Source organism: Kitasatospora sp. NPDC085464 (genome assembly GCF_044541955.1).
GTDB lineage: Bacteria > Actinomycetota > Actinomycetes > Streptomycetales > Streptomycetaceae > Kitasatospora.
Window position 1 is genome coordinate 128,310 of sequence record NZ_JBITTM010000015.1, and the last position, 22,698, is coordinate 151,007.

The following is a 22,698-nucleotide window of genomic DNA, read 5'->3' on the forward strand; positions in this document are numbered from 1 at the left end:
ACTCGGTGAGTGGGTAAGGGAGGTGGACGAGGCAGACGAAGCGTGGGTCTGTCGCTACTGCCGTTACCGACAAGGTTCGGGTTAACCCACAGAGGATTACACCCCGGCTATGGTGGGTCGGTGGACCGAGCCAACTCCCGTTCCCAGAATCGGCCGTCCAAGGCGGTTCAGACCTGGGAAGCGCTGAACGACAGGCAGCGTCTGTACCTCACCGCGATCTATCGCGAGGACCAGGTGGCGGAGGCGAAGGCTCAGGCCACACGAACGGCGTACGGCGACCCAGGAGTGGCCGAGGAATGGAGAAAGCTACCGTTCACGATCAAGGCGGACCCGGCGTTGACCGGGTACACCGCCCTGCAGGAGCGACTAAGAGAGCAGGGCACGCTTGATGAAGGCGCTGGAGCAACGCTGGCTGCCCTGCTCAGGCGGGGCTTGATCGAGCTGTCCGAGGACCAGGTCGAGGTGTTCCCGCTCGGCGGTGCGCCCCGAGTCTTGGTGTCGTTGACCCGGGTGGGGCGTGCCTGCGCGCGGGCTGGCGTCGGCGAACGTGCCAGTAGGCCGGCGAAGGGTCTGTTGTCGGAATGGCTCTGGAGGAACCTCGTGAAGGTTGCCTCGGCCGCCCCGGAAGGTCTCCACGAGGATGGGCTGTGGGGGAAGTCGAAGTTCTACCTCGGCACAGGCTTTCGGCCCGGCAAGAGGGCAGCGAGCAGAGGCTTCATCGACTCCGTGCCCGTGAGGGAGGGGGAAGGAGCGGACGCCTACGCCGTGGAGTACCGGTGGCACCTCACAGAGGCGGGACGAGGCCACATCCGCCAGCACATCGACAAGTACCGTGAGCTGTACCCGGACGTCGAGCTGGGCGACCTACCACGAGATGCGTAGGGCTGTCACTCGAATCCCGAAAAATAACCATCAAATTCCTTGCGTGGCTGGTCAGTTCCTGTACCCGCATTAGAGTCGCGAAAGTGGCTACCACTTCAGTCTCAGCCAACCAGATGGCGGTCCGGAACAGCGTGATGAGGGCCGCGTCCGTGGCGGCTGCGGCACTGACCAACGCTGACAGCGATCCCGAGGCCCGCCTTCGTGCCCTCATGGACGGTCACGGCCGCGTCCTGGCGGCACGCGGCCCCGGCCAACCGCTGACGTTTAGTCAGTGCCTGGAGCTGCTCCTCGGGGATCTGTCCGCTCTGCTCCCGGACGGAGTGCCGGCCGAGGAGATGAAGGGTCTGCGGCTGATCGACGAGGAAAACGACTTCGAACCGGATATGTTCGACCTCGACATCGAGCAGAGGATGGTGCTCCAGGCTCTACGCAAGGCTGGATTCGGCGGGCGCACGGTAGGCGTCGACACGCTGGACCGCGAACTCGACCAGACTAGACTTCACCGGCAGTTGACCAGTACGGAGTCCCAGCAGGACTACGTGGCGTGGCGGTCAACGCTGATCGAGGTCCCCTCAGGTTCCGACCGAGAGCTGCGGCGGCTGAACATTCCGGCGACGATCGCAGAGTTCTACCAGCCGATCCCCTACGACGCCGTGCACGACCGGTGGTGGTTTCGCTGTCCGGTGTGCTGGTGGCCGATGAAGATCACGGTGCATGGCGCCAACGGCCGTGCCGTAGGGAAGGCACGCTGCTATCACCGGCCGCACGTTCAGCAGGGTGCGGCATACGAGTTCAAGATCCCAGCACCAGGGAGCCCTCCACGGCTGCAGCTTCTGTCCACGGTGGTTTCGGCGGCGGGGAACGCCGCGGTGCTTGCCCCTGATCCGAAGGCGCCGATCCCTGAACCTGTTCTCGCCGACGGGCACAAGGCTCTGGTCCGCGGTGTCTGGCGCTGCACCACGATCCCGGGCCTTCCCGAGCTCGGTCTATACAAGGTGTTGTCGACGGCCCGTCTACGAGACAAGGGCCTGGTCGTGGAGCTTTGGCCGGACCTGGACAGGTACGACCTGTTCGTCGGTGTTCCAGGCGGCCACGGGGGAATCAAGAAGTTTCGCGTGGACGTGAAGGACTACACGTACGCGACGCTCCTCGCTAACAAGATCAACGCCGATGGCGGTGACGGCGGTGGCGCAGAGTGGCTCGTCGTGCCGGACATCCGGGAGAACACCATCTCGATGCTCGACTCGGTTTGCCGCCAGCATCGGATGCGGGCCATGGCGGCCGGCGACTTCGGCGCAATGCTGTGCGAGCTGGTGGGGGAACCGTGGACAAGCTGAGCAAGGCGACGGGCTCGGCGTGGGCGGCGCTGGCCCTGGCTGCTCACTACTTCCCGCAGAAGGACGACGAGGGCCAGCTGGCGGCATCGTTCGACGACGCGTACTTCTTCTTCACCGGGCACCTGGACCTGTGGGAGCAGTGGCGAGTCATCACTCACATGGAGCGGCAACGGATCGCACTTGTGCTGCGCTACGCCCGTCAGGACCTCGAAAGCCTCGGCGAGTTCACCCGCTTCATGAGGGATCACCTGGTGCAGGAGGCTGGAGCGGAGACACGCACCAGTCCGTTCCTGCCGGTCGGGAATCCTGCTCGGGCAACCATGGTCGTTCCCCAGGTCGGTGATGACCTTCTCGGCTTCGTCGATCGCGTCGTCGACCGGTTGCGCAAGAAGGACAGGCCCAGGCGCCCGCACAAGCCGGCCGGACCGGGCGACTACGCCACCCGTGAGACGTACATCGCCGGCAAGGGCTTGGTGAAGGGACGGGTCCGGATCGACAGCACCACCACGTTCTCGTCGGGCGCCGACGTCGAGAGCCTTCCGGAGATCGCGACAGTTCCGTACCAGGAGAGCTTCGAGCTGTCGGTCAAGAGCTTGCTGAAGCACGCCAAAGCCGTTGACAAGGCTCGGTTCCCGAAGAAATCCCAGGCCAAGAACAGGTACCTCCACAAGACCCTCAAGGTCCTGTTCGAGCAGCTGCAGTGCGATGAAGACGGCCAGATCGATGTCCTCTCGATCCTCTCCGGCCCGATCGAGGTGTTCAACGCCCCGACCGGAACCGGCAAGAGCGTCCTCGTCAGAGTCGCCGCGTCGTGGTGTGCGATCAACGGCATTCCATTGGCGATCGTGCTGCCGAACGTCGAGGCGACGCTGTCCGCGACGTGGGAAATCAACCGCGACCTGGAGGACCTCGGATATCCGGAGCTCGTTGCTCCACTGATGGCTCCTTCGCGACTCCACGAGCGGGCGATGAAGGTCGCGGCCCGGATCCAGGGGCCGTTCCTTGCCTAGCCACCCAAGACGCTGTGGAAGCTCGGGCAGCTGTCCTATGGGTGCGCCCTGCCGGTTGAGAGCACTCATCCGTACCCACCCGGTCAGGAGAGCTGCAACTACCTGCAGGCGTTCCCGCCCGAGTCGGGCCGCTACTCATGCCCCTGGCTTCCCACCTGCGGCAAGTTCGAGCAGTACCGTGCGGCCTGCGACCGACCGGTCGTGATCACGAACCACCACTTCTTCTTCATGGGACGATTCCCGATCGGCGTTGTCCTGGACGGCCGGCAGGTCGGGAACATGTCCATGGCACAGTTCCTGTTGCGGACCCGTGCCGGCGTGTTCATCGACGAGGTCGACCAGTTCATGTCGTCGGCGATCGACTCCTGCTCCAGCCAGATCGTCCTTGACTCGAGGAGGAAGAGCCGAGACCTTCCGCTGATCAGGCTCCACGACGACGTACGTGGCATGCCGCCGAGCACCGTGAAGGAGCTCAGCCCCACGCTGACCCACGCCCGATACCTGACGGAGTTCCTGCTTTCCGCGGTCTCGAGTCGAGAGCTCAACCTCAGGTACTACGACGGCCGGTCGGAGGCAGCGGATCATCCCCAGGCGAACAGCAGCATGTGGCACCTGGCCGGGTCCAGGGACCGGCGCCTGATCTGTCTGCTGTTTCCCGAGGAGAACATCCCCAACGAGCAGGAAGTCCCGGTCGAGCTGTTTGCCAAGCTCAACGCCATCCACCCGCCGGACCCGGCAGAGATCGGAAACGAGTCGTCGGAGCTCAGGACCGTCCAGGTCGACCTGGAACCGCATCTCCTGGCTGTGCAGGACCTCATGGGTCGACTGCTGGCCTCCCGAGGTACGGACCTCCTGTCCACGGTCCGTACGGAGCTGCACGGTGTTCTGGAGAACCACATCCCGGATGCCCACCTGAGGAGCGAGGCGATCGAGCTTCTGATCGTCCGGGTGTGGCTGACAGAGCTCGACCGCACCCTGGAACGGCTCCGTGACATGACGGAGAACCTCCGGTCCATGGGCCTGTCGTCCGCGCAGGACCTCGCTCGTAAGCTGGGGCCAGGTATCGGATCTGACGTCATCCGGCACGGTGCGCTTGGACGTGCCATTTACGGTTACCGCATCACCGGCCTCGACGACCCGGACGAGTCAGCCGAGCTGACGACGCAGAGCTTGTCCGGTGATCCTCACACCTACACCGCGCAGCTCGGCAGCATCGTGTCGCTCGTCTCGGCGGGTGTGGAACGTCCCGTCCTCGGCCTGTCGGCCACGGCGTACTTCCCGCAGGCGGTACGTGAGCACATCCGGTCCCGGGTGAAGTGGTGGATGACCGACGCCGCGGAGGCCAGCATCCGGGCGAAGCCGCACATGCTGCGCAACGCGCTGAACAAGCCGATCCAGATCTCGGGTCTTCCCCAACATCTCAAACAGCATGCTCTGACGGAGATGGGACGGCGGCTGTACGACGAGATCATCCACGATGAGCTGGAACGGCTGGCGGAGGAAGATCGGGACCGCGCGCACGACGCGGTCGTGCTGAACTCCTACGAGCACTGTCGGTACATGGCGATCGGTATGTACAGCTCGGGGAAGTACCAGGATGGCAAGCACCGGCTGTGTGTGGCCGTGCCACCCGACAAGGATCGCCGGGAGGAGCTGCAGCGCCGGATCAAGCTGCCACCCGGCATCATCGAGCTGACACCGGACGAGTTCGAGGACTTCCCCAAACGGGGACAGGTCATCATCGTGCCGATGGCGAGGATTGCCCGTGGGCTGAACATCGTGATTGGGATCCGTTCGGCGATCACCTCCGTGTACCTGTGCACCAGGCCGCTTGCTCTGCTCACCGATCCGGCAGAGATGTACGCGTCAGTGAACGCGGCCGGCCTGAACGCGGCTGGCAGCCCGTCAGGTTCGCCGGTGGCGCTGCTGCAGCGCGCGAGGGAAGCGGCTTGGGGCCGGCTTCACCTGATCATGCGGTCCGCTCCCGGGTTCGTGAACACCCACCGCGACCTGCAGGAAGAGATCGTCGCCGGGATGATCATCGACATGATCCAGCTCGCCGGGCGTGCCCGGCGAGGCGGCACCGATATGACGCTTCACCTCGTCGACCACGCTTTCCAAGAGGACTCGTGGCAGTCGGACCTGCGGACGATCCTGCGCCGGATCCACGACAACTGGACACCGCAGGTACGGCAGAGGATGAACGACATCTACCGCGAGGCGCTGTCGACTTTCCTCGCCTACGCCGGTATCCGCACGACTGCCGACGTGATGTGACTCGCAAATTATCGAACGCATAAGGGAGGAGTCCCGCATGGCCGACGAGCCCGGAGAGTGGCTTCGGTGTGATTTCGCGGCGATCCGCTGCACGCCCAGCCTGCTCAACGAGACGTTGGGCGAGGCGTCGGTAGTCGTTCGTACCTTCGACGACAACATCAAGAACTTCTGGATGAAGTTCGACAGGGAGTACCGGGAGAGGCGGGGGAAGGACCAGGTCCAGGCCCCATACTCGGTGGTGTCGACCGTGCTGCGGGCCATGTACGGGGGGTACGTCCACTTCGACCCGAAGAGGAACGTCCTCGCCAGCCGAGAAGCCATCGACGATACCGACCTGTGCGATGTGATCACTCTCATGTACCGGATGGCGCTCGGCGACCCCGTCGATGCCATCGATCTGAACAACCCACCCAGGCTTGCCGAGTTGGTGTCCAGCACCCCGGGGGAGGCCCGCAAGCTCGCAGACCACCTCCGGAAGGAGGGGAACGCACAGCCCGACGCCGACACCTGGGTGTACCCGACGGTGACCTGGGAGCTGGCTCGTTTCCTTGCCCAGAAGACATGGAACGTCGACGGGCAGCAGGTAACGTTCCAGCCGGACAACACCGGTTAGGGCGTGACGGCGTTCGCGGTCCCGCGGGTCCGCCTCAAGATGAAGACGATGGAACAGGTCTGCGATCCGCTGATCCTGGTGTCGTCCCAGGTGACCCGCCTCAAGGACCGATTGGCGTTCGCGCGTAAGGTCCTCGTCCCTCAGCGGGACAAGTCGCTTCCGTTGCTGGAAGTGGAGCTGGACGGGCGCGGAAAGGCCCGCTACGTCAGCTCGATGGCCCTGGCGGTGCTGGGGAAGATGAAGGTGGACAACACCCCGCTGACGGTGATCCAGCAGCGCGCCCAGTTGGAGCGGGAAGCTCACGAGACGGATGCAGACGCGGAGGCGTTCGAGCTCCCACCCATCGAACTGATGAAGAAGCCCGAGGGCACGTCGAAGGCCCAACCGGCCGGGTTGAACGGTGAGCTGTTCCCGATCCAGAACAAGACGTTCAAGTTCCCCATCGGGCGCGGTGTCGGCATGCACTACATGCGAGAACTGGACAAGCACATCCGAGAGACCCTCGGGGAGAAGACAGAACCGCTCCTGTCACACAAGACGACACTGAGCGGCTTCAAGCGCCCCAACCCCAAGGAACCGGTGTCACCGCCCCAAGACGTTGAACGATCCGTCAAGTCCATGGGATACGAGCGGCTGAGGCTCGTGTGCCTGTGGGACCGAGACGAGAACCGGATGCGGATGATCAGCGCTCTCGCCGAGGCGTACGGCATCGACGGCTTCGATCCAGTCGACGGTATGCCGGTGCCCCTCTACAGCGACACGATCAGCGTCGTGTTCTGGCACGCGCCTGAGTTCCTCGGCCACGGACCGGCGGACGGGCGTGCAGCCCTGGCCGCCGGGATGGAAGTCTTGCGGCGGGATGCGTCCACCTTGCTCGGAGTATGGGCCGAGACCGACTGGGAAGCAGCCAACGGGGAGGACCAGACCGAGGAGGACGCCGAGAAGGCGCTCACAGCCAAGGAGAAGAAGGCCAAAAAGAAGAAGTCCGAGAGCGAGGACGGTAAGCACCTGTCCCACCGGGTCCTCGTAGAACTGGGACTGAACGTGCAGTACACGAGCATCCTCAAGCAGTCCAAGCCGGGGAAGAACGGCGAGAAGGCCCGCGATCACCAGGCGTTCATGTCACTGCAGGACCTCTACCGCAGCCTCGGCATCATCGACCGGCGAATCGACGCGGTGATGCGGGACAAGATCGGCCCCTACAAGCCCGACGAGATCGCGCACTGCGGCATCCATGTCCGCCGGCAGTCCAAGCGAAGCGGCGAGAAGGCGGCGAAGATCTGCGTCACGGCTACGGTGATGGTCCCGCCAGGCCGGAACGACGAGGCATGGACGATGCACGGCTGGTCGTACACCTCTCCGAGGTGGCAGCCCTACGACCGAGCCCAGGCTGCCTACCACGCCAAGGACTATCCCGAGGGAAAGCTGACCGAGCTCGTCGACAACAACGCCGGCTACAAGAAGGTGGCCGCTGAGATCGACCAAGCGCTGTCCGATCTCGCGGATTACCTCGGCCACACGCCCTACACGGTGACGGTGGACGCGGTCGGAACTCGGCGGCTGTGGGCCGGGCTCCACAACCGGCGGCAGGGCCAGGACGGTGAGGCGGAGGAGACCTGGCTTCCGGGCAGCACGCTCCCTGCGAAGGACCGTCCCATCGGCATCATCCGGGTCAACGTCGACATGGATGAGATGCCCCGCCCGATCGGCCTCAGCCGTGTCGACGGCGAGGGTAAGGTCCTTTCGTCCCAGAAGAGAACCGACATGCTGTTCGAGGTCGAGACGGACCTCGGAACACCTACATGGATCCTGGTCACGACTCCCCACCAGTTCGACGGTGGCGGTGCGGGCCGCCTCGGCGAGGACAAGACCCGATGGACCGCCAACCACGGCGTCAAGCCGGACAAGAAGAACGGCATCCGCGGCGAGAAGAACGAGGTGTCCAAGAACTGGTACACGATGACTGCGACGGGCATCTATCCCATCGCGCTGGCCGATGGTGTACGGGGCGAGCAGTTGGTGAATTCCACCGCCCGAATGGCCACGCATCCTCTGGCCTGGAGTAACCGAACCAAGTACCCGATCGCTCTCCATGCTGCCGTTCAGATGGACAAGGACCACCCGCAGTACCGGCGTACAGCGCCTGAGCAGGACAGCGAGCTTGAGGCGCTCGGAGAGTGGGAAGGCGAGGCGGAGAAGGTAGAGGAGACGTAAAGGGAGACGCTGGCGGCGTTCTGCTTCATCCGCGGCCTGTATTGGGCAGGTGACCGGTGAAGGTCCGGATCGACGAGATGCTGTGAGCCGATCTGGAGGCCCCGCGCAAGCAGCGGCACACCATCGAGCGGATCAAGGTCCGCCTGGCGGTCGAGTGCGACTTCGATCTGGCGTCGTACTCGACGATCCGCGGCTACGTCCGCACCCGGCGTCCGGAGCTGGCGGCGCTCGCGAAGGAGGGGCGCCAGCATCTGGAGGGAATGGTCCCGCAGGAAAAGCAGCCCGGGCAGGAGGCGGAGGTCGGGTGCATGTAGGGCGGGACCTTGAGGTTGATCACCTCATCGAAGGGGACCATGCGTACGGCCAGGCCCTCGCCCCCGAGCCGCAGGTCGCTGTCGGGGCCGTTCCAGAGGGCGTACAGGACGCGGGTGAGCGGGAGGCCGAGGTCGTGGTGTCGGGGAGGGGCCGCAGCCCGGTGATCTCGATGCCGGCCTCCCGCGGACCTCGCGCCCCGCGCACTCTCGTCGGCCTCGCGACAGCCGCCGATCGGCGTCCAGTAGCCGGGCCAGGCGATGCCCGGCCTGTCTTCGCGCAGATGCATCAGCAGGACGTCGTGCGGAGCTCGGCGGATCAGCAGGATCCGGCCCGAGGCGTCGCGGACCACGACGGCGACGGGGCGGGAGCGCGGTCACGCTGGGCGGGCAGGTGGACGGTGCCGCAGGTGGCGAGCCGTCGGGCGGCGCTGATTAGCGGGATGTGGGACAGGGCCTGGGGGAAGTTGCCGACCTGGCGCTTGAGCCTCGGGTCCCATTCCTCGGCGAGCAGGCCGAGGTCGTTGCGCAGTGCGAGCAGTCGGTCGAAGAGTTCGCGGGCCTCCTGCACCCGGCCGATCATGGCGAGGTCGTCGGCGAGCCAGAAGGAGCAGGCCAGGAAGGCGCCCTCGTGGCCGGAGAGGCCGTCGACGTTGTTGCCGGACTCGTCGTGGGTGGGGTAGCGCAGCACGAAGCCGTCCTCGGTGGACAGCTCGCGCTGGATCGCCTCGATGGTGCCGATGACGCGCTTGTCGTCCGGGGGCAGGAAGCCGACCTGGGGGACCAGCAGCAGCGAGGCGTCCAGCTCCTTGCCGCCGTAGTACTGGGTGAAGGTGTTGCGCTCCGGGTCGAAGCCCCGCTCGCAGACCTCGGTGTGGATCTCCTGGCGCAGTCGCTCCCAGCGGGCGAGTTCCTTGGGGGCGGTGTCCGGCCGGCGGCGCAGCAGGGTGATGGTGCGGTCGATGGCGACCCAGGCGAGGACCTTGGAGTGGACGAAGTGCCGGCGCGGTCCGCGGATCTCCCAGATGCCCTCGTCGGGCTCGCGCCAGTGGTCCTCGGTGAAGCGGGCGAGGGCGCGCAGCATCGCGTCGGCGTCGCGCGAGGGCGGAAGGCTGGCGTCCTCGGCGGCGAGCAGGAAGTCGGCGATCTCACCGGGGACGTCGAGCTGGAGCTGTCCGGCGGCGCCGTTGCCGACTTGGACCGGCCGGGATCCCTCGTAGCCGGGGAGGTGGTCCAGTGTCCGTTCGGTGAGGTCGGTTTCACCGCTGAGGCCGTACATGATCTGCATGTTTTCGACGTCGCGGCCCAGGACGCAGAGTAGCCAGTCGCGAAGGGCCTCTGGCTCCTCGGCGTGGCCGAGGCGGGCGAGTTCGGTGGCGGTGAGGCAGGCGTCGCGCAGCCAGGTGTAGCGGTAGTCCCAGTTGCGCTCGCCTCCGATCTGTTCGGGCAGTGAGGTGGTCGGCGCGGCGACGATCCCGCCGCCCGGGTTGCACAGCGACTTGAGGACGAGCGTCGAGCGCACCACGGCGTCGCGGTCGGGCCCCTGGTAGGTGCCGCTGGACGCCCACTCGCGCCAGAATTCCTCGGTACGTGCCAGTGCTGTGCGGGCGCTGCGGATGGTCGGGGTGGTGGGCAGGTGTGAGGGCTGCCAGGTGAGAGTGAAGGTGGTGTACACGCCGTACGTGATGGTGAAGTCGGCGCGGGCACCGTCTTCGGTGACGGTGTGGTGCTGGCCGTCGAGCCAGTAGGTGTCGGGGTAGGTGGTGGCGCACAGCCGTGGGGCTCCGGTACGCGCGGTGCGGGTGATGAGCGGGCTGTTGGCGCCGTAGCCGGGACGGGGGCGGAACAGCGAGGTCATCGCCACCGTGCCCTTGAGTCCCTCGACGATCCGCACGATTTGGGGGACCTGGGGGCTGCAGGGCATGAAGTCGGTCACCCGGACGATGCCGTTCGGGGTGACCCATTCCTGCTCCAGGATCATGGTGTCGCCGCGGTACCGGCGCCGGGTGGACGGTCGCGGGATGCCGTCCGTGGCCGGGGCGATGTGCCAGAAGCCGTGTTCTTCGGTGCCGAGCAACTCGGCGAAGACGGCAGGGGAGTCGAAGCGGGGCAGACACAGCCAGTTGACAGTGCCGTCGCGGTGCACGAGGGCGCCGGTGGTGGTGTTGCCGATCAGGGCGAGGTCTTCGATGCGGGGGTGAGGGCGGAGGGCGGGGGTGCGCATGGTGTTCCTGCGGGTGGGTGGTGGTACTCAGGGCCGGGTGGTGGTCTGGGCGTTGAGGTGGTCGAGGGCGGCGCGCACGGTGGCGGCGAGGCCGGCGGCGACGGTCAACCGGGGTATGGCGCCGAGCAGTTCGGCGCGAATGAACCGCTGGGCGCGGTCGTCCAGGTCGCAGCCGACGACCAGCGCGGTGCGCGAACGGTGGAGGAATCGCTGCTGGAAGTCGCGGACCTGGTGGGCGCCCTGCGGGCGCCACAGGAGGACGGCGCTGAAGCGCCGCAGGTTGTGCTCCTGCCAGCCGAACGGCGTTTCCGTTCCGGTGTCGGGCTGGGGATTGAGGACGGTGCCGGTGAAGCCGGCCGAGTCCAGGAGGGCTGGAGTACGAGACCCAGCCGCCCGGCGGACCCGAGACCGTCCGCCTCGCGCAGTGCCCCTCCGAACTGGCGCTGCGTGGCATGCCGGTGACCTGCTCCAGATGCCGCGCGCGCCGCGACTGGCTGCTGATCAACCACCGCCGCCACGTCTGGATCGGCTGTCGCTGCGGGGCGGAGTGGCTGGAGCCGGAGATCACCCGGCGGGACTTCGACGCCATGATCGCGGATCCGACCTGGACGCGGTACGGCAGCCTCACCGAGGCCCGAATCGCATTGGGGTTCGATGGCATGTTCGCCGGGCTGTACCTGGAGTAGGCAGGAAACGCGAAGGGACCGCCGCCCGGTGTTGGGCGGCGGTCCCTTGCGCTTGGTCAGCGCTCCGGAGTCGGAGGAGGTGCTGGTGAGGGGAGTCGGCTGGAGACGGTCAGCCGGTGGAGGCTGAGCCGGACGGCGACCGGGCGCAGGCCGAGGCTGTCGGCCAGCGTCTCGGGTGCGAGGCCGGGGGCCTGCTGAAGGTGTTCGAGGACGGCGCGGTCGGTCCGCTCGTCGGCCGCGCGCATCGTGCGGTAGGCGCCGAGCGCGCCGCCGGCGAGGGCGAACATGCCGATGGCGCACACCGCGTAGGCGTCGGTAAGGGCGGCCGGGACGGCGGTGGCGGCGCCCAGGGTGGTGAGGGTGCAGCAGGCGAAGAGCGCGCCGGGGCGGCGGATCGGGCGATCGGTCATCGGCGGGCAGTCCTTCCTGGGGCCGGCCTGGTCACGGGCGTGTCGGCATCGTGCCGCGGAAGCCGCAGGCGGGGAACGGGGGCGAGGGCATTGGAGAGGTGGGCACGGCGGACTTCGTCAGCTGCTGGTGTCGGTGGCCGTCCTGGTGCGCAGGTCGCTGCGGTGGCCCTGGCCGATCGGCTTCCAGTCCTGGAAGGTGGAGGGCTTCCATCGGGGGCGGTCGGGGATGCTGGTGTCGTCGGGGGCGGGAAGGGTGCCGCGGTTACGGCGGTTGCGGGCGGCGCCGACGCTGATGCCCAGGTGCGCGGCGACCTCGGCGTAGCTCCAGAGCCGCTGGTCGTCGGCCATGCGTGTGTCCTCCTCGGTGCTTCGGTGACGAGCGTACGCGCCGCCGCGCGGGTGGGCGTACGGCGAGGCCGCCCCGGTCTGGTCGGCGCGGGGCGGCCTTGTGCGGTGGTGTTCAGGAGTCGGCGAGGTGGTTGGCGAGGTTGAGGGCGGCGGTGGCGAGGGCGAGGGCGGAGCACAGGCCGGTGACCTCGTGGAGGGTGGGCCGCACCAGGCGGGGCCAGTCGTCGGGGGCGGCGGGCCAGGTGGCGAGGTGGACGTCGGTGATGGCGAGGCCGAGGCGGGCGGTGACGTCCCAGCCGGCCTCGGGAGCCTTCTCCCACCGCAGCAGGACGCGGCCGAAGGGGAGCCTGGGTGCGGTGTTCGGGAGCCACAGGGTCTGGATCGGCCGGTCGGGGGCGGCGGGGGCGCGGTGGACGAGCGCTCCGCTGGCCCACGGCGGCATGGGGCGCAGCGCGAAGCGCTCCAGCGGCTGCGGGTGGGCGAGGCGGTGGGTGGTGGGGATGCGGGTCTCCTTCGGGCGGGCGATGGTTCAGGCCCAGGCGAGCTCTTCGCGGACGGCGGTGGGCAGGTAGCCCTCCTGGCCGTCCTCGGCCAGGTAGACGAGGCCGTCGTGGACCGTGACGTTCGAGGCCAGCAGGTGGGAGAACGGCCAGTCCGGGTTCACGGCGAGGCGGACGCGCAGGTTGGGGTCGAGGTCCTGGAGCTGGGCGATCAGGTGGGCGACGGTCAGGTACTGGGGCACAGCGGTCTCCGGGTGGTGAAGGGGGCGGCGGTGGGGGTGTGGGCGGTGGTCACGGGAGGTCGAGGCGGAGCCTCTCTCGCAGCACGGGCGGGGCCTTCGGACGGGGCCGGGGGTGGGTGTCGAGGTGGCGCTTGCGGGACTCGTTGACGTAGTCCTTGCCGGGCCCTTGAACTCCCAGCTGCCGCAGGTGCAGACGGCGCTGGAGTAGGCGCGGCCGGGGCAGTCGGGGTGCAGGGGCTTGCCGGAGCTGGTGTGCTTGTGGTCCGGCGGGCAGAGGGAGTCGTCGGAGTGGTGGTTGGTCAGCGGGGCGCGGTGGACGGTCACTCAGGTCCTTTCGGCGGACGGGATCGTCGGGGCGGGGAGGCGGCGTCGGGGACGGACGAGGACGGGTTCGTCGGCGGGCCACGGGTCGCAGCACTCCCAGGGGAAGTCCCGGGTGAGGACCACGGTGCCGTGCGGGCCCTCGACCTCGGGCAGGCCGCAGACGCCGCAGCCGCAGGCCGGGTCGTACGGGCCGGGGTCGGCCGAGTAGGGGCCGCCGGCGAAGTAGTCGGTGCGGCGCAGGCGCGGGGTGTCGGTGGTGAAGGCGGAGACGATCAGGTCGCCGGGGCGGACCTCGTCGGCGCGGACGATCCGAAGGGCGGGGCTGGCCAGGAGGAGGCGGGCGGCGTGGTGGGCGGTGGCGGCGGTGACGATGAGCGGGTGGAAGGCGACGTGATGGGTGGTCATGGCACTGCCCCTTGTGGTGGGCGGCTGCCCCAGGCGCGGGCCGGGCCAGCCGGTGGTGGTTCAGTCGGCGAGGCGGCAGGAGCGCTGAGGCAGCGGCCCGTCCTCGGGGCCGAGGAGGACCAGGCCGTCGTCGGCCAGACGGCCGAGGGACCTGGCGACGGTGCGATCGCGCAGGCCGAGGGCGGTGCCGATCCGGCGGACCCGGGTGCCGCCCGGTGTCTTGGCGAGCTGGGCGAGGATGCGGGCATCCCGGCGCAGGTCGCTCTCGTGGACGTCGTCGAGGGCGAGCAGCAGGCCGCTCACGGCGAAGCCGAGGCTGAGGACGAACGTGCTGGAGACGGGCGGGACGAAGAAGGCGTTGGTCAGGCCGAGCGCGGAGATGACCGGGCCGGGGGCGCGGGTGAAGACGGTGGTGATCGTCAGGGATGCCTCCTTTGCCGGAGTCGGTGGCGGCGCTGGCCGGTCAGGCGCGCTGGCGCGGTATGGGCGGGGCTTCGCCGCCGTGGGCCTCGATCAGGTCCCGCACCAGGACAACGGGGACGTGCAGGTACACGGATTCGGTGGGGTCGTCCTCGTCCGCGCCGGGGTCGAGGTGCTCGCGCCAGCGGGCCCACGGTTCGGGGCGGCGGGTGGGGAAGCCGACCTCCAGCGTGACGGCGGGCAGCAGGAACACGTCGGCGGGGTCGGGGGCGAGCACCGAGAGGCGGAAGCCGTCCGCGCACGCGATGTGCGGGTCGGCCAGGGCGCGGCCGAGCGCGTCGCGCGCGGTGCCGTGGGCGATGCGGTGGTCGAGGCGGGGTGTGGACAACAAGTCCTCCGGGAGCGGTAGTTGGCCGGTGTCAGTGGGCGGGAGTGGCGATGAGCGCGGCGAGGAAGCCTGCGACGGCCTCGGAGGGGGTATGGACGCCGAACTCCTGGGTCCACGGGGCGGCGCCGGTGGGCTGGACCTGGATGCGCCAGAGGATGCCGCGCTTCCACGCGCCGGGGTCCTCGGGCAGCCAGCCGACGTAGACGCGCCCGTCCGGGCTGGTGCAGTGCACGTTGGCCTCGGGGGTGTCGACCATCGGCCAGCCGAGGCCGGAGAGCAGGGCGAGGACCGGCTCCGCGCTGTGATCGGACGCGAGCCAGGAGCGCTCTTCGGCGGACGGGCGGACGGGAGCGGGCAGGAGGCTGCTGGGGGTGTTCACGGGGACCGGTCCCTTCGTTGACCTGCGGATTCAGCGACATGAGTACGTTGACATGCAGCGTCCCGAAGTTCGTAGTCGTTTACCGGGAACCGCCCTCTGCCGTGGGCGAACTGGGCGGGAATGGATCGGGGTGCCCGGGTGCTGAAGCAGGGTTGCGGCGCTACGCCGTACGGGATTACGGGGGGCTGAAGGCGATGGTGGCGGGCAGAGGTCGGGACATGGCGGCGCTGGAGCGCAAGATCCGCAGCGCGGGGCGGGCGTGGACGTTGGGCGACGTCGCGGCGATCGGCGAGGGCCAGTGGGCCGTCGCCACGAAGAGCCGCGCCGAGCGGCGGCAGGACGAGGCGGTGGAGGCACGGCTGGCGGATGGCCGGCGGGTGGAGCTGACCGTGGAGGAGTTGGCTCGCGTGGTGGGTGCCACCGACCCGGGTGCCCACCACGGACCGGAGGCGAACTGATCTGCGGCTAGCGCCGGTTCGCCACCGGCTGGGCCACGGCGGCAGCCGAAGGCGGGACGGGCTGGTCGGCGGGAAGCCCGAGGGGGTGGGGTGCTCGCGAGCTTCGGGCGGTGGCGGCCCGCACGCGCTCGGCGTTGGGGCCGCCCTCGGCGGTGAGCGCGAGTTCGCGGGCGTCGATGACGTGGCGGATCATCTGGACGGCCGTGTTGCTCTCGGCGTAGGCCGTGCGCAGGGCGCTCGCCGAGGCGGTGATCCGGTCGAGGTCGTAGAAGGCGGGGACGTGACCGGGCCGGGTCAGGGCGTGCAGCCGGTCCTGGTGCACGGCAATGGAGTTGGACACGACGACGAGGTGGGAGCGGTGGTGCATGGCCGCGCGCAGCATCGCGTCCTCGACGGGCAGGCGGGGCGCGGCCTTCTCCAGTTCGGCGATCGGCCGTTTCCAGGCTTGCTCGATCATGGCGTCCGCGTGGTCGAGGGCGGTGGCGTCGGACACGGTGTCCTCCGGGAGGTTGGTGGGGTGGTCAGCGGGAGGGGCCGGCGAGGGCGACCCGAGGGGGTGCCGGCGGCGGGGTCGAGGTGGTGTAGGCGAGTGCGGCGGCCAGGGTGCGCGTCGCGGTGACGGAGCGGGAGGTGGCGGCCCGCACGCGCGCTACCTCCAGCGGGCTCGGCACTGTGGGCGTCGCGACGGCGTCCGCGGGCAGGCGCGCGACCTCCGCGCGCCGCAGGTACCGGTGCACTGGGGCCGGGTCGAAGGCGGCGGCGGTGAGCGTCTCCAGCAGGGGTGCGGGCACGTGCGAGGAGGCGGTGGCGTACCAGCGGCGCTCGGGCGGTCCCGATTCGAAGAGCCACCGTGCGCTGGTGTCGTCCATCTCCTCGGCGTGCGGCAGGAAGCCGGGGCGCGTCGATCGCGTGACGAGCTGGTCGGGGCTCTGGACGACGATGGGCTCCGCCCGCCGTCCGGCCACCCGGCGCGGGGCGGGCTTGCCGGGGCCGAGGTAGGCGTCGGGGCCTTGGGTGTAGGCGTCGGCGAGGGCGGTGGTGAAGTCCTGGACGATCTCGTTGGGTACCCGGTCGTCGAAGGTGACCAGCCACCTGGGAACGGTCGCCTCCGGACCGGCGCTGATCTTCCAGAGCGTCGAGTCCTGGCCCTCGGGCAGGAACGCCAGGCGGGCCGTCAGGTCCGGTGCGGTGACGTAGGCGTTGCCCAGCTCGTCGTTGCTGGCAGCCCACCCGGCCCTGAGCAGCGGGGTGATGGCATCGGTGGCGTCGGCCTCCGACCCCGCGAGGTAGCGCGGCTGGACGCGGTACTCGCGGGGCTTCTCGGGGGTGTACGGCATGAGGATTCCTTCGTGGGGTCAGCGCCGACGCGCTCCGCCGGGCGCCGGCACCGCAGCGGCAGGGGCGGCGGGGCCCGGCGGCGGGCAGGCGTTCGGACGGCGGGCCGGGTGCGCGGTGGGGGCGCGGCGGGCGGTGACATGGGGCAGGTGGCGGGCAGGGACGCCACCGAGGGGCCGCTCGGGGGAGCTGAAGGCGAGGGCGGCGCGCAGGAGCGGGTAGAACGGCACGCCGATGGTGAAGTCCGCACGCCAGGAGGGGTGTTGCGGGTCGCCCGCGAGCATGGTCCACGACGGCGGGACCAGGCCGGCGACCTCCGCGTCGGCCATCTGGTGGCCGACGCGGTGCCGGTAGCGGGCGGTGGCGTCCGGCGCGACCTGGTCGTGGAAGCCCTTCGGTCCCTGGTCGGGCTGCCAGCCGCGGTCGGCGAGAACGGACGCGGGCGTGCCGGGCAGGTGGTGCGGCCCGCCGCGCAGGTAGTCGCGGTGCCCGCTGCGCAAGCCGTCGACGAGGACGGCGGTGAAGGCAGCGGTGATCTCGGCAGGCGTGCCGGGGCCGAACGCCGCACGCCACAGCGGCTTTGAGCCGGGCGCGGGGTAGCCGTGGACGGTCCAGGCCCAAGAGTGGTCGGGTGGGCCGGAGCAGGTGATGGCGGCGGTGCGGCAGGGGCTGGTGAAGCGGACACTGCCGTCCGGCGCGCGGGCGCGGCTCCAGCCGGGAGCTGCGGCCAGCAGACCGGTGACGAGGCGGTGGTCACCGGGGCCGGCGAGACGCAGCGGTTGAACGAGCAGAGGGGCGGCGGAGGACAACGGGGGCTCCTGAACGCGGCGGGGAGCGGACCCGCACACCGCCAATTGCGGTGAGGCGGCGTGCGGGCCCGGGGCGCTGAGGTCGGGGAGCTGCTCTGAGCTGGGAGTCCACGGTGGTCACCGCCCCCGCGCGGGGTGGGAGGCCGCGGTTGCGGCGGAGGGGATGCGCGGTTGCGGCACCGGGGCGTGGCTGAACGGTGCGGAGGGGGCCGGGCTGCGGCGCAGTGCCGCAGCGGTGCGTACGGACTGCGCGGGGGAGTCCAGGGTGCGCGTGGCGGCCGGCACTGCCGGGGCCACGGTGGTCGTGTGCCGTTGGTCCCACTGCTGGAGGGCGGAGTAGACGGGGCCGAGCGCCCGTCCGGCGTCGGTGAGGATGTAGGGGGCGCCGTGCACCCGGTTGCCGGCGCGGGCGACGAGGCCATCAGCTTGCATGCGGCTCAGCCTGGCGGCGGCGGACTGCTCGGACGCGCCGAGGCGTTCGGCGACGTGAGGCAGGCGCAGGCTCCCGTGCTCGGAGAGCAGGCGGACGGTCTCGGTGGTGTCCGCCAGTTGCAGGCGGTGCAGGGCGTCCTCGATCCGGTCGTACCGGCCCTGCGGGGTGTGGTCGACATGGTCGATGGACCACTGGGCGAGAGCGCGGTAGACCGGGCCGAGCGTGCAGGCAGCGGGCGAGAGCCGGTAGGGCGCAACGCGGTCGAACTCGCCGTCGCGGACCACCAGGCCGGCCTCGGACATCGCCGCCAGGCGCTTGCTGACGTACGACTGGGAGATCGCCGGAAGATGCGGGGTGACGTCGGAAACGCGCATCTCCGGGCCCCATTTGGCGATTGTGTGGACGACGTGGGTGGTCCACTTCGGGGCGAGACGGCGAAGGACGGCCTCGGACCGCTGCGCGTCGGAGGTGCTCATGGTGGTCGGCTGGGAGGACACGGCGGCGAGGGTCTGGGACATGGCGGTGGTTCCTGGTCAACGGGAGCGGGGCGGGTGGGCGGATACGGAGGGGGCAGACGGCGCAGGCCCGGCGGCAGGTGGTGCGGTGGGGCTGGTGGCACTGCGGGAAAGCGCGGCGGATACGCGCTGGTCGGCGGCGCGTGAGGCGTCGAGGAGGGCCTTGCCGGCGGGCGTCAGTGAGAGCAGGTGGCCGGGCCGGTAGGACGATGAGCTGGTGTCGGCAATGACGAGGTCCTCGGCCATCAGCTCCTCGACGGTGTGCGGCCAGACCGACGGACTCTCGCCACTGCCATCGGACATGAACTTGTAGCCGTAGACGGCGCTTTCGCACAGCCGCAGATCACCACGGTCTATCGCCGCCAGGGCCTCGAACTCCCGGACGCGGGGGTCGTACCCGGCCGACGCGCTGGGCAGGTTGGGCCCTTCGGCCGACACCGGGATGACGCTGGCCGTCGCGTGCTTGAGAGCAAGCCGACTTTCCGGCGCAGGCAGGTCCGCCTCGGTGCACCGCCCGTAGGCGTTGACCGCGCTGCTGAGTTGCTCGTAGGCCGCTCCCCGGCGGGCGGTGAGCAGTTCGACCTGGAGGCCGGCGGATTGGATGATGCCGTTGACGCCGCGCATGCTCGCGTGGTCACCGCGGGCGATCGGTTCCAGGCGCTCGATCACCGTCTGGGCGCGAGCGGCGAGTTCCTGGTGGAGCCGGTCGACCTCGCGGGCCGAGGAGGCGACCATGAAGGCAAGGCGCCCGAGAGGGTCCGAGCCGGGGTAGCCGGCGCTCAGCTCCGACGCGTTGTACGCGCCGAGGCGTTCGTAGACGAGATGGGCGCCGGGGTGGGTGAGTGGGTTGTGCGGGTTCACCGGGCCGTCTCCATCCGGGCGAGGAGGGAGCGGACCAGGGTGGGCAGGCTGTCGGGGCCGTCGCCGCCGAGGCGTACGACGCTGACCGACTCGTCGAGTAGTCGGTGGGCGTCCTCGGTCAGGGCGCCGATGATCTCCGTGCACGCCTCGGTGAATTCCGTGGAGGCGAGCAGGGCCTGGCCCAGGATCTGCAGGTAGAGGCCGGGCGGGAGGGCGGCCTCGGCGGCGAGGGCCGTGATGGCCTGCCGGTCCTGCGGGGCGTAGGCAGACAGGTCGAAGTCCGCAGCCTCGCCGGGGGTGGTGGCCGTGGCGCCGTCCGGCAGGGCGGCCTCGGAGACCAGGAGGTCGACGGCTTGGGTGAGTTCGGCGAGAGATTCGCTCAGCCAGCCCAGGGCAGAGGCGTAGGAGGCGAGTGTGAACAGGGTGGCGGGGGTGGTCGACAGCTTGGCGTCCAGCAGGTCCTCCAGCCTGCCGGCGAGTGTTGTGATCACCTGCGGTCCGGCGGTGAGTGGCCCGAGGACGGGGTGGAGGTGGGAACGTGAGGGCGCGGTGGCGTGCCGGGCGGTGACGATGCCGGAGACGGCGTGGGCGGCCTCGGCGAGCCACACGGCGAGATCGGCGTGCGTGGGGGCGGGGGTGGTCATCAGCGGGCCTTTCGGGCGGCGGCGCTGGTGGCGAAGCCAGGGGAGGCGGTGGTGTAAGCCGGACCGCCGGCAGCCACCGGTGCAGGGCGTACGGACCGGGCGCGGGCGGCGCGGACGCGGGCTTCCTCGGCCGGGCTGGTGCCGGACGGCAGGTTGAGTCCGGTACGGCCCAGGCGGTTCTGCGCGGAGCGGTAGACCTGGTAGTCGAGCCGGGGGCCGGCAGCAACGAGATGGACCTCGCGCCGGTGCTGGGAGGCGGCGGGCGCGTCGCGGAACTGCACGACCAGGCGGTGGCTGGCCCACTCGTTTCCGACGCCGAGGTAGACCTTGTGGTAGCCCTCCAGCCGGCCCTCCAGGCGGGTGGCGACGCGTTCGCCACGGACCAGGTCCTGCAGACTCAGCAGGGCCTGGTCGCGGATGGCGTCCGGGAGCTGGCGCAGGTCCGCGATGGCGTCGGGGTGGGCGGAGAAGGCGAACTTGGCGCGGCTCACAGCGACCGCCCCCGATCGGGCTGCGCGACGGCGGCTGCCGCGGGCGCGGACGCCAGTACGGCGGCGGCGTTGGCCGGTGAGGTGGTGCTGCGGGCGAGGGCGGCGCGGGTGCGCAGGGCGTCGCGGCGGTACTCGGGCGGCTCGGGCAGCGGGGTGGAGCGCTTCTCCAGCCACTCATCGGCGGCGGCGTGGTCGGCGAAGGCCCCCTCGCGCACCGTGTAGGTCCACTGATCGGGCTGAAGCGTCTCGATGAACAGGCGGACGGGCAGCTCCTTGGCCTCGCTGTCGACGGCGATGCTCCAGCCCTCGGTCTCGGCCCCGTCGATGACCCGGTAGTCGGCGACCTCCAGTCGCTCGCCCGAGCGCCGGATGCGGTCCTCGACCCGGATGGACAGCTCGTCGGCGGGGGTGGGGCCGCCGAGGACCGGTGCGAGCGCGTCCGGCGGGCAGCCGCGGTTGACGAGCCAGTTCTGCGCGAACGCGAAGGTGGCGTGCCGTTCCCGGTGCATGCTGAACATGCCTCGGCTGCTGTCGCGGTCGGCGTCGAAGGAGACGATGTTGGCCTTGTTGGGGTAGTCCCAGGTGGCCGTCTTGTCGAAGGCGATGATGAAGCTGCGCTCGCCCACGTCGTGCTGGGAGATGAGCTGAAAGTCCTTCTCCCAGGGGTAGTTGTATGCATGGCCCAGGGACTCGTCGGAGGGCTTGAGGCCGTCGAGGCGGAAGTCGAGGGTGTTCATGCGGCGAGTCCCAGCTGGTCGGGCGTGGTCAGGACGCGGTGGGCCGGTCGGGACGGGCTGGTGGTGCACGCGGCGAACGGGCCGTCCGGGGCACGGAGCTGGAGCAGGGCGTGGTCCAGGTGGTCGCGGTGCCACGTCGAGGGGCCGCCCTGGCCGGCCTCGGCGGCGGTCAGCTGCTGCCAGGCGAGCCACAGCGCGTGGAGGCGGGCGACGGCCTCCGGGTGTTCGTGCCACTTCGCGCACCAGGGGCGGGTGGAGCCGATCTCCCGGCCGTAGACGGGCAGCAGGAGGTGGGTGACCCAGGCCGAGAGCTCGGCCAGCTCGGCGGTGTACTGGGCGCCGCCCATGGCGAGGATGAACAGAGGAGGGGCGGTGGCGGGTTCGGCCCCGGCTCCGGGGTCCGGCCCGGTTGGGCCGGACCCGGTCTCGTCGTCGGCTTCGGAGCCGAGGCGGTCGAGGATGACGCCGTGTTGGCGGACCTCGGCCATGGTGCGGTTCAGGGCGCTGACGAGGTCGTCGAGGTCCTCGTCGGGGATGCGGATCGGCTCGGGCTCGGGGGTGCCCGGCATCGGGTCGGACTCGGACATGGCACATCCAGGAGGTTCGTACGGACGGGGAGGGCGGGCGTGGCGGGTCTTCTTCTGGTCACAGCGGGGCTCCGGTGAAGCGGTCGTTGGGGGGATGGTCCGTAGGATCGGCGGTTTGGTCCGGCCGCCGATTCGCGCTAGGCGCAGGCCAGTTGGGTGCCGTGGTCCTGGATGAGGCGCAGGCCGAGGGCGACGGCGCCGTCGAGGGTTGCGGTGAGAGGGTGGCCGGAGGCGGCGAGCTTTGCGGGGTGGTGCAGGCCGCCGGTGTGCAGCACCGCGTACGCGCCGCAGGCGTGGGCGGCCTCGGCGTCGTCGACGGCGTCACCGACCAGCAGCACCCGGTGCGCCTGGCCGGTGAGGCCGAGGGCTTCGAGGTGGGCGGCGAGCGGGGCGGCCTTGGTGCCGCCGGAGGGCCCGGTGCGGCCCTCGAACCGGGTGAAGAAGTGCCCGATGCCGGCCTCCTGGACCTCGCGCAGCAGGGTGTCGTGCGGGCACAGCGACAGCAGCGACTGGGTGTGCCCGGCCTCGCGCAGGGCGGCCATCAGCTCGACGGCGCCCTCGCGCACGCGCACCGGCTGGGAACGCAGGTGCTCCAGGAAGGCGTTGTCGCTGGAGACCCACTCCTGCTCGGTGATCGTGCGGCCGAGCAGGCGGGCGTAGAAGTTCGGGATCGGCACGGTGTGCTTGGCCCGGTACGTTTCGCGGTCGACCGGCTCGCCGCCGAGGGCGGGCAGGGTCGCGTTCAGCGCGTCGACGTGGTCGTCGAGGTCGTCCTTGACCGTCCCGTTCCAGTCCCACACCACGTGCATGCGGGTGGAGGGGGTTGCGGCGTCGAAGAAGGGGGTGTTCACGGCGGTG

General features: G+C 69.9%; 27 protein-coding genes and 1 pseudogene. 8 read left to right on the forward strand and 20 right to left on the reverse strand.

Annotation, left to right across the window (positions count from 1 at the left end; translation table 11 throughout):
- Positions 1–120: 120 nt before the first annotated feature.
- The 6 genes and pseudogenes from ACIGG8_RS15760 (at position 121) to ACIGG8_RS15785 (ending at position 8,333) form a co-directional block, all read left to right on the forward strand.
- Positions 121–882: a hypothetical protein gene (locus tag ACIGG8_RS15760; protein ID WP_396548392.1), complete on the forward strand. Its 762-nt coding sequence runs from the start codon at positions 121–123 to the stop codon at positions 880–882.
- An 83-nt stretch (positions 883–965) separates the two neighbouring features.
- Positions 966–2,219, forward strand: a complete 1,254-nt coding sequence (locus ACIGG8_RS15765) for a hypothetical protein (RefSeq protein WP_396548393.1) — start codon at positions 966–968, stop codon at positions 2,217–2,219.
- Positions 2,207–3,229: a hypothetical protein gene (locus ACIGG8_RS15770; RefSeq protein WP_396548395.1), complete on the forward strand. Its 1,023-nt coding sequence runs from the start codon at positions 2,207–2,209 to the stop codon at positions 3,227–3,229. The genes ACIGG8_RS15765 and ACIGG8_RS15770 overlap by 13 nt, the downstream gene beginning before the upstream one ends.
- A 201-nt stretch (positions 3,230–3,430) precedes the next feature.
- The gene (locus tag ACIGG8_RS15775) at positions 3,431–5,506 is read left to right on the forward strand and encodes a hypothetical protein (protein WP_396548396.1); all 2,076 of its coding nucleotides are present in this window, start codon (positions 3,431–3,433) and stop codon (positions 5,504–5,506) included.
- A 37-nt stretch (positions 5,507–5,543) separates the two neighbouring features.
- A pseudogene (locus ACIGG8_RS15780) lies at positions 5,544–6,710 on the forward strand (pPIWI_RE module domain-containing protein); the annotation flags it as partial.
- 588 nt (positions 6,711–7,298) lie between these two features.
- On the forward strand, positions 7,299–8,333 hold the full coding sequence (locus ACIGG8_RS15785; protein WP_396548475.1) for an RNAseH domain-containing protein: 1,035 nt from the start codon (positions 7,299–7,301) through the stop codon (positions 8,331–8,333).
- Positions 8,334–8,526: 193 nt separating this feature from the next.
- Here ACIGG8_RS15785 and ACIGG8_RS15790 read toward each other — a convergent pair whose 3' ends face one another.
- Positions 8,527–8,997, reverse strand: a complete 471-nt coding sequence (locus tag ACIGG8_RS15790; protein WP_396548398.1) for a hypothetical protein — start codon at positions 8,995–8,997, stop codon at positions 8,527–8,529.
- Positions 8,964–10,868 (reverse strand): glycoside hydrolase family 15 protein, encoded by a 1,905-nt coding sequence (locus ACIGG8_RS15795; protein WP_396548400.1) that lies wholly within the window; start codon positions 10,866–10,868, stop codon positions 8,964–8,966. The genes ACIGG8_RS15790 and ACIGG8_RS15795 overlap by 34 nt, the downstream gene beginning before the upstream one ends.
- Positions 10,869–11,320: 452 nt before the next feature.
- Between ACIGG8_RS15795 and ACIGG8_RS15800 the strand changes: the two genes are divergently transcribed.
- Entirely contained in the window at positions 11,321–11,554 is a 234-nt protein-coding gene (locus tag ACIGG8_RS15800) for a hypothetical protein (protein WP_396548402.1), read from the forward strand.
- A 56-nt stretch (positions 11,555–11,610) separates the two neighbouring features.
- Here ACIGG8_RS15800 and ACIGG8_RS15805 read toward each other — a convergent pair whose 3' ends face one another.
- The 8 genes from ACIGG8_RS15805 to ACIGG8_RS15840 all read right to left on the reverse strand — a co-directional run bounded on the left by ACIGG8_RS15805 (position 11,611) and on the right by ACIGG8_RS15840 (position 14,970).
- Entirely contained in the window at positions 11,611–11,964 is a 354-nt protein-coding gene (locus tag ACIGG8_RS15805) for a hypothetical protein (protein ID WP_396548403.1), read from the reverse strand.
- A 117-nt stretch (positions 11,965–12,081) separates the two neighbouring features.
- On the reverse strand, positions 12,082–12,312 hold the full coding sequence (locus tag ACIGG8_RS15810) for a MarR family transcriptional regulator (RefSeq protein WP_396548404.1): 231 nt from the start codon (positions 12,310–12,312) through the stop codon (positions 12,082–12,084).
- 112 nt (positions 12,313–12,424) lie between these two features.
- Positions 12,425–12,754, reverse strand: coding sequence for an esterase (locus ACIGG8_RS15815; RefSeq protein WP_396548405.1), 330 nt, complete (start codon positions 12,752–12,754; stop codon positions 12,425–12,427).
- 87 nt (positions 12,755–12,841) lie between these two features.
- The gene (locus ACIGG8_RS15820; RefSeq protein WP_396548406.1) at positions 12,842–13,378 is read right to left on the reverse strand and encodes a hypothetical protein; all 537 of its coding nucleotides are present in this window, start codon (positions 13,376–13,378) and stop codon (positions 12,842–12,844) included.
- Positions 13,379–13,783: a hypothetical protein gene (locus ACIGG8_RS15825; RefSeq protein WP_396548407.1), complete on the reverse strand. Its 405-nt coding sequence runs from the start codon at positions 13,781–13,783 to the stop codon at positions 13,379–13,381.
- Between the two features lie 60 nt (positions 13,784–13,843).
- Positions 13,844–14,086 carry a hypothetical protein gene (locus ACIGG8_RS15830; RefSeq protein WP_396548408.1) on the reverse strand — a complete coding sequence of 81 codons (243 nt, stop codon included), beginning with the start codon at positions 14,084–14,086 and terminating at the stop codon, positions 13,844–13,846.
- Positions 14,087–14,246: 160 nt separating this feature from the next.
- The gene (locus tag ACIGG8_RS15835; protein ID WP_396548410.1) at positions 14,247–14,591 is read right to left on the reverse strand and encodes a hypothetical protein; all 345 of its coding nucleotides are present in this window, start codon (positions 14,589–14,591) and stop codon (positions 14,247–14,249) included.
- A 31-nt stretch (positions 14,592–14,622) separates the two neighbouring features.
- Positions 14,623–14,970: a DUF317 domain-containing protein gene (locus tag ACIGG8_RS15840; RefSeq protein ID WP_396548411.1), complete on the reverse strand. Its 348-nt coding sequence runs from the start codon at positions 14,968–14,970 to the stop codon at positions 14,623–14,625.
- Positions 14,971–15,188: 218 nt separating this feature from the next.
- On the opposite strand from ACIGG8_RS15840, the gene ACIGG8_RS15845 reads away from it, so the two are divergent.
- Positions 15,189–15,428 carry a hypothetical protein gene (locus ACIGG8_RS15845; protein ID WP_396548412.1) on the forward strand — a complete coding sequence of 80 codons (240 nt, stop codon included), beginning with the start codon at positions 15,189–15,191 and terminating at the stop codon, positions 15,426–15,428.
- Positions 15,429–15,435: 7 nt separating this feature from the next.
- Here ACIGG8_RS15845 and ACIGG8_RS15850 read toward each other — a convergent pair whose 3' ends face one another.
- From ACIGG8_RS15850 to ACIGG8_RS15895, 10 genes are all read right to left on the reverse strand, one after another.
- Complete coding sequence (locus ACIGG8_RS15850; RefSeq protein ID WP_396548413.1) at positions 15,436–15,921, reverse strand: hypothetical protein; 486 nt, start codon at positions 15,919–15,921, stop codon at positions 15,436–15,438.
- Between the two features lie 28 nt (positions 15,922–15,949).
- Entirely contained in the window at positions 15,950–16,765 is an 816-nt protein-coding gene (locus ACIGG8_RS15855) for a DUF317 domain-containing protein (protein WP_396548415.1), read from the reverse strand.
- Positions 16,766–16,783: 18 nt separating this feature from the next.
- On the reverse strand, positions 16,784–17,572 hold the full coding sequence (locus tag ACIGG8_RS15860; protein ID WP_396548416.1) for a DUF317 domain-containing protein: 789 nt from the start codon (positions 17,570–17,572) through the stop codon (positions 16,784–16,786).
- Positions 17,573–17,689: 117 nt separating this feature from the next.
- The gene (locus ACIGG8_RS15865) at positions 17,690–18,523 is read right to left on the reverse strand and encodes a winged helix-turn-helix transcriptional regulator (protein WP_396548418.1); all 834 of its coding nucleotides are present in this window, start codon (positions 18,521–18,523) and stop codon (positions 17,690–17,692) included.
- Between the two features lie 15 nt (positions 18,524–18,538).
- Positions 18,539–19,381: a hypothetical protein gene (locus ACIGG8_RS15870; protein ID WP_396548419.1), complete on the reverse strand. Its 843-nt coding sequence runs from the start codon at positions 19,379–19,381 to the stop codon at positions 18,539–18,541.
- On the reverse strand, positions 19,378–20,025 hold the full coding sequence (locus ACIGG8_RS15875; protein ID WP_396548420.1) for a hypothetical protein: 648 nt from the start codon (positions 20,023–20,025) through the stop codon (positions 19,378–19,380). The genes ACIGG8_RS15870 and ACIGG8_RS15875 overlap by 4 nt, the downstream gene beginning before the upstream one ends.
- The gene (locus ACIGG8_RS15880) at positions 20,025–20,516 is read right to left on the reverse strand and encodes a hypothetical protein (protein WP_396548421.1); all 492 of its coding nucleotides are present in this window, start codon (positions 20,514–20,516) and stop codon (positions 20,025–20,027) included. Before ACIGG8_RS15880 ends, ACIGG8_RS15875 begins: the two co-directional genes overlap by 1 nt.
- Positions 20,513–21,253, reverse strand: a complete 741-nt coding sequence (locus tag ACIGG8_RS15885) for a glycosyl hydrolase (protein WP_396548422.1) — start codon at positions 21,251–21,253, stop codon at positions 20,513–20,515. The genes ACIGG8_RS15880 and ACIGG8_RS15885 overlap by 4 nt, the downstream gene beginning before the upstream one ends.
- On the reverse strand, positions 21,250–21,840 hold the full coding sequence (locus ACIGG8_RS15890) for a DUF4913 domain-containing protein (protein ID WP_396548423.1): 591 nt from the start codon (positions 21,838–21,840) through the stop codon (positions 21,250–21,252). Before ACIGG8_RS15890 ends, ACIGG8_RS15885 begins: the two co-directional genes overlap by 4 nt.
- Before the next feature lie 137 nt (positions 21,841–21,977).
- Complete coding sequence (locus ACIGG8_RS15895) at positions 21,978–22,691, reverse strand: HAD family hydrolase (RefSeq protein ID WP_396548424.1); 714 nt, start codon at positions 22,689–22,691, stop codon at positions 21,978–21,980.
- Between the last annotated feature and the right edge of the window lie 7 nt (positions 22,692–22,698).

Excerpts from the sequence above, each read along its gene's own strand:
- ACIGG8_RS15825 (WP_396548407.1), bottom strand. The coding sequence starts at position 13,783 with ATGACCACCCATCACGTCGCCTTCCACCCGCTCATCGTCACCGCCGCC.
- ACIGG8_RS15805 (WP_396548403.1), bottom strand. The coding sequence starts at position 11,964 with ATGACCGATCGCCCGATCCGCCGCCCCGGCGCGCTCTTCGCCTGCTGC.
- ACIGG8_RS15815 (WP_396548405.1), bottom strand. The coding sequence starts at position 12,754 with ATGCCGCCGTGGGCCAGCGGAGCGCTCGTCCACCGCGCCCCCGCCGCC.
- ACIGG8_RS15855 (WP_396548415.1), bottom strand. The coding sequence starts at position 16,765 with ATGCCGTACACCCCCGAGAAGCCCCGCGAGTACCGCGTCCAGCCGCGC.
- ACIGG8_RS15845 (WP_396548412.1), top strand. The coding sequence starts at position 15,189 with ATGGCGGCGCTGGAGCGCAAGATCCGCAGCGCGGGGCGGGCGTGGACG.
- ACIGG8_RS15885 (WP_396548422.1), bottom strand. The coding sequence starts at position 21,253 with ATGAACACCCTCGACTTCCGCCTCGACGGCCTCAAGCCCTCCGACGAG.
- ACIGG8_RS15875 (WP_396548420.1), bottom strand. The coding sequence starts at position 20,025 with ATGACCACCCCCGCCCCCACGCACGCCGATCTCGCCGTGTGGCTCGCC.
- ACIGG8_RS15795 (WP_396548400.1), bottom strand. The coding sequence starts at position 10,868 with ATGCGCACCCCCGCCCTCCGCCCTCACCCCCGCATCGAAGACCTCGCC.
- ACIGG8_RS15865 (WP_396548418.1), bottom strand. The coding sequence starts at position 18,523 with ATGTCCCAGACCCTCGCCGCCGTGTCCTCCCAGCCGACCACCATGAGC.
- ACIGG8_RS15890 (WP_396548423.1), bottom strand. The coding sequence starts at position 21,840 with ATGTCCGAGTCCGACCCGATGCCGGGCACCCCCGAGCCCGAGCCGATC.
- ACIGG8_RS15800 (WP_396548402.1), top strand. The coding sequence starts at position 11,321 with ATGCCGGTGACCTGCTCCAGATGCCGCGCGCGCCGCGACTGGCTGCTG.
- ACIGG8_RS15810 (WP_396548404.1), bottom strand. The coding sequence starts at position 12,312 with ATGGCCGACGACCAGCGGCTCTGGAGCTACGCCGAGGTCGCCGCGCAC.
- ACIGG8_RS15785 (WP_396548475.1), top strand. The coding sequence starts at position 7,299 with ATGCGGGACAAGATCGGCCCCTACAAGCCCGACGAGATCGCGCACTGC.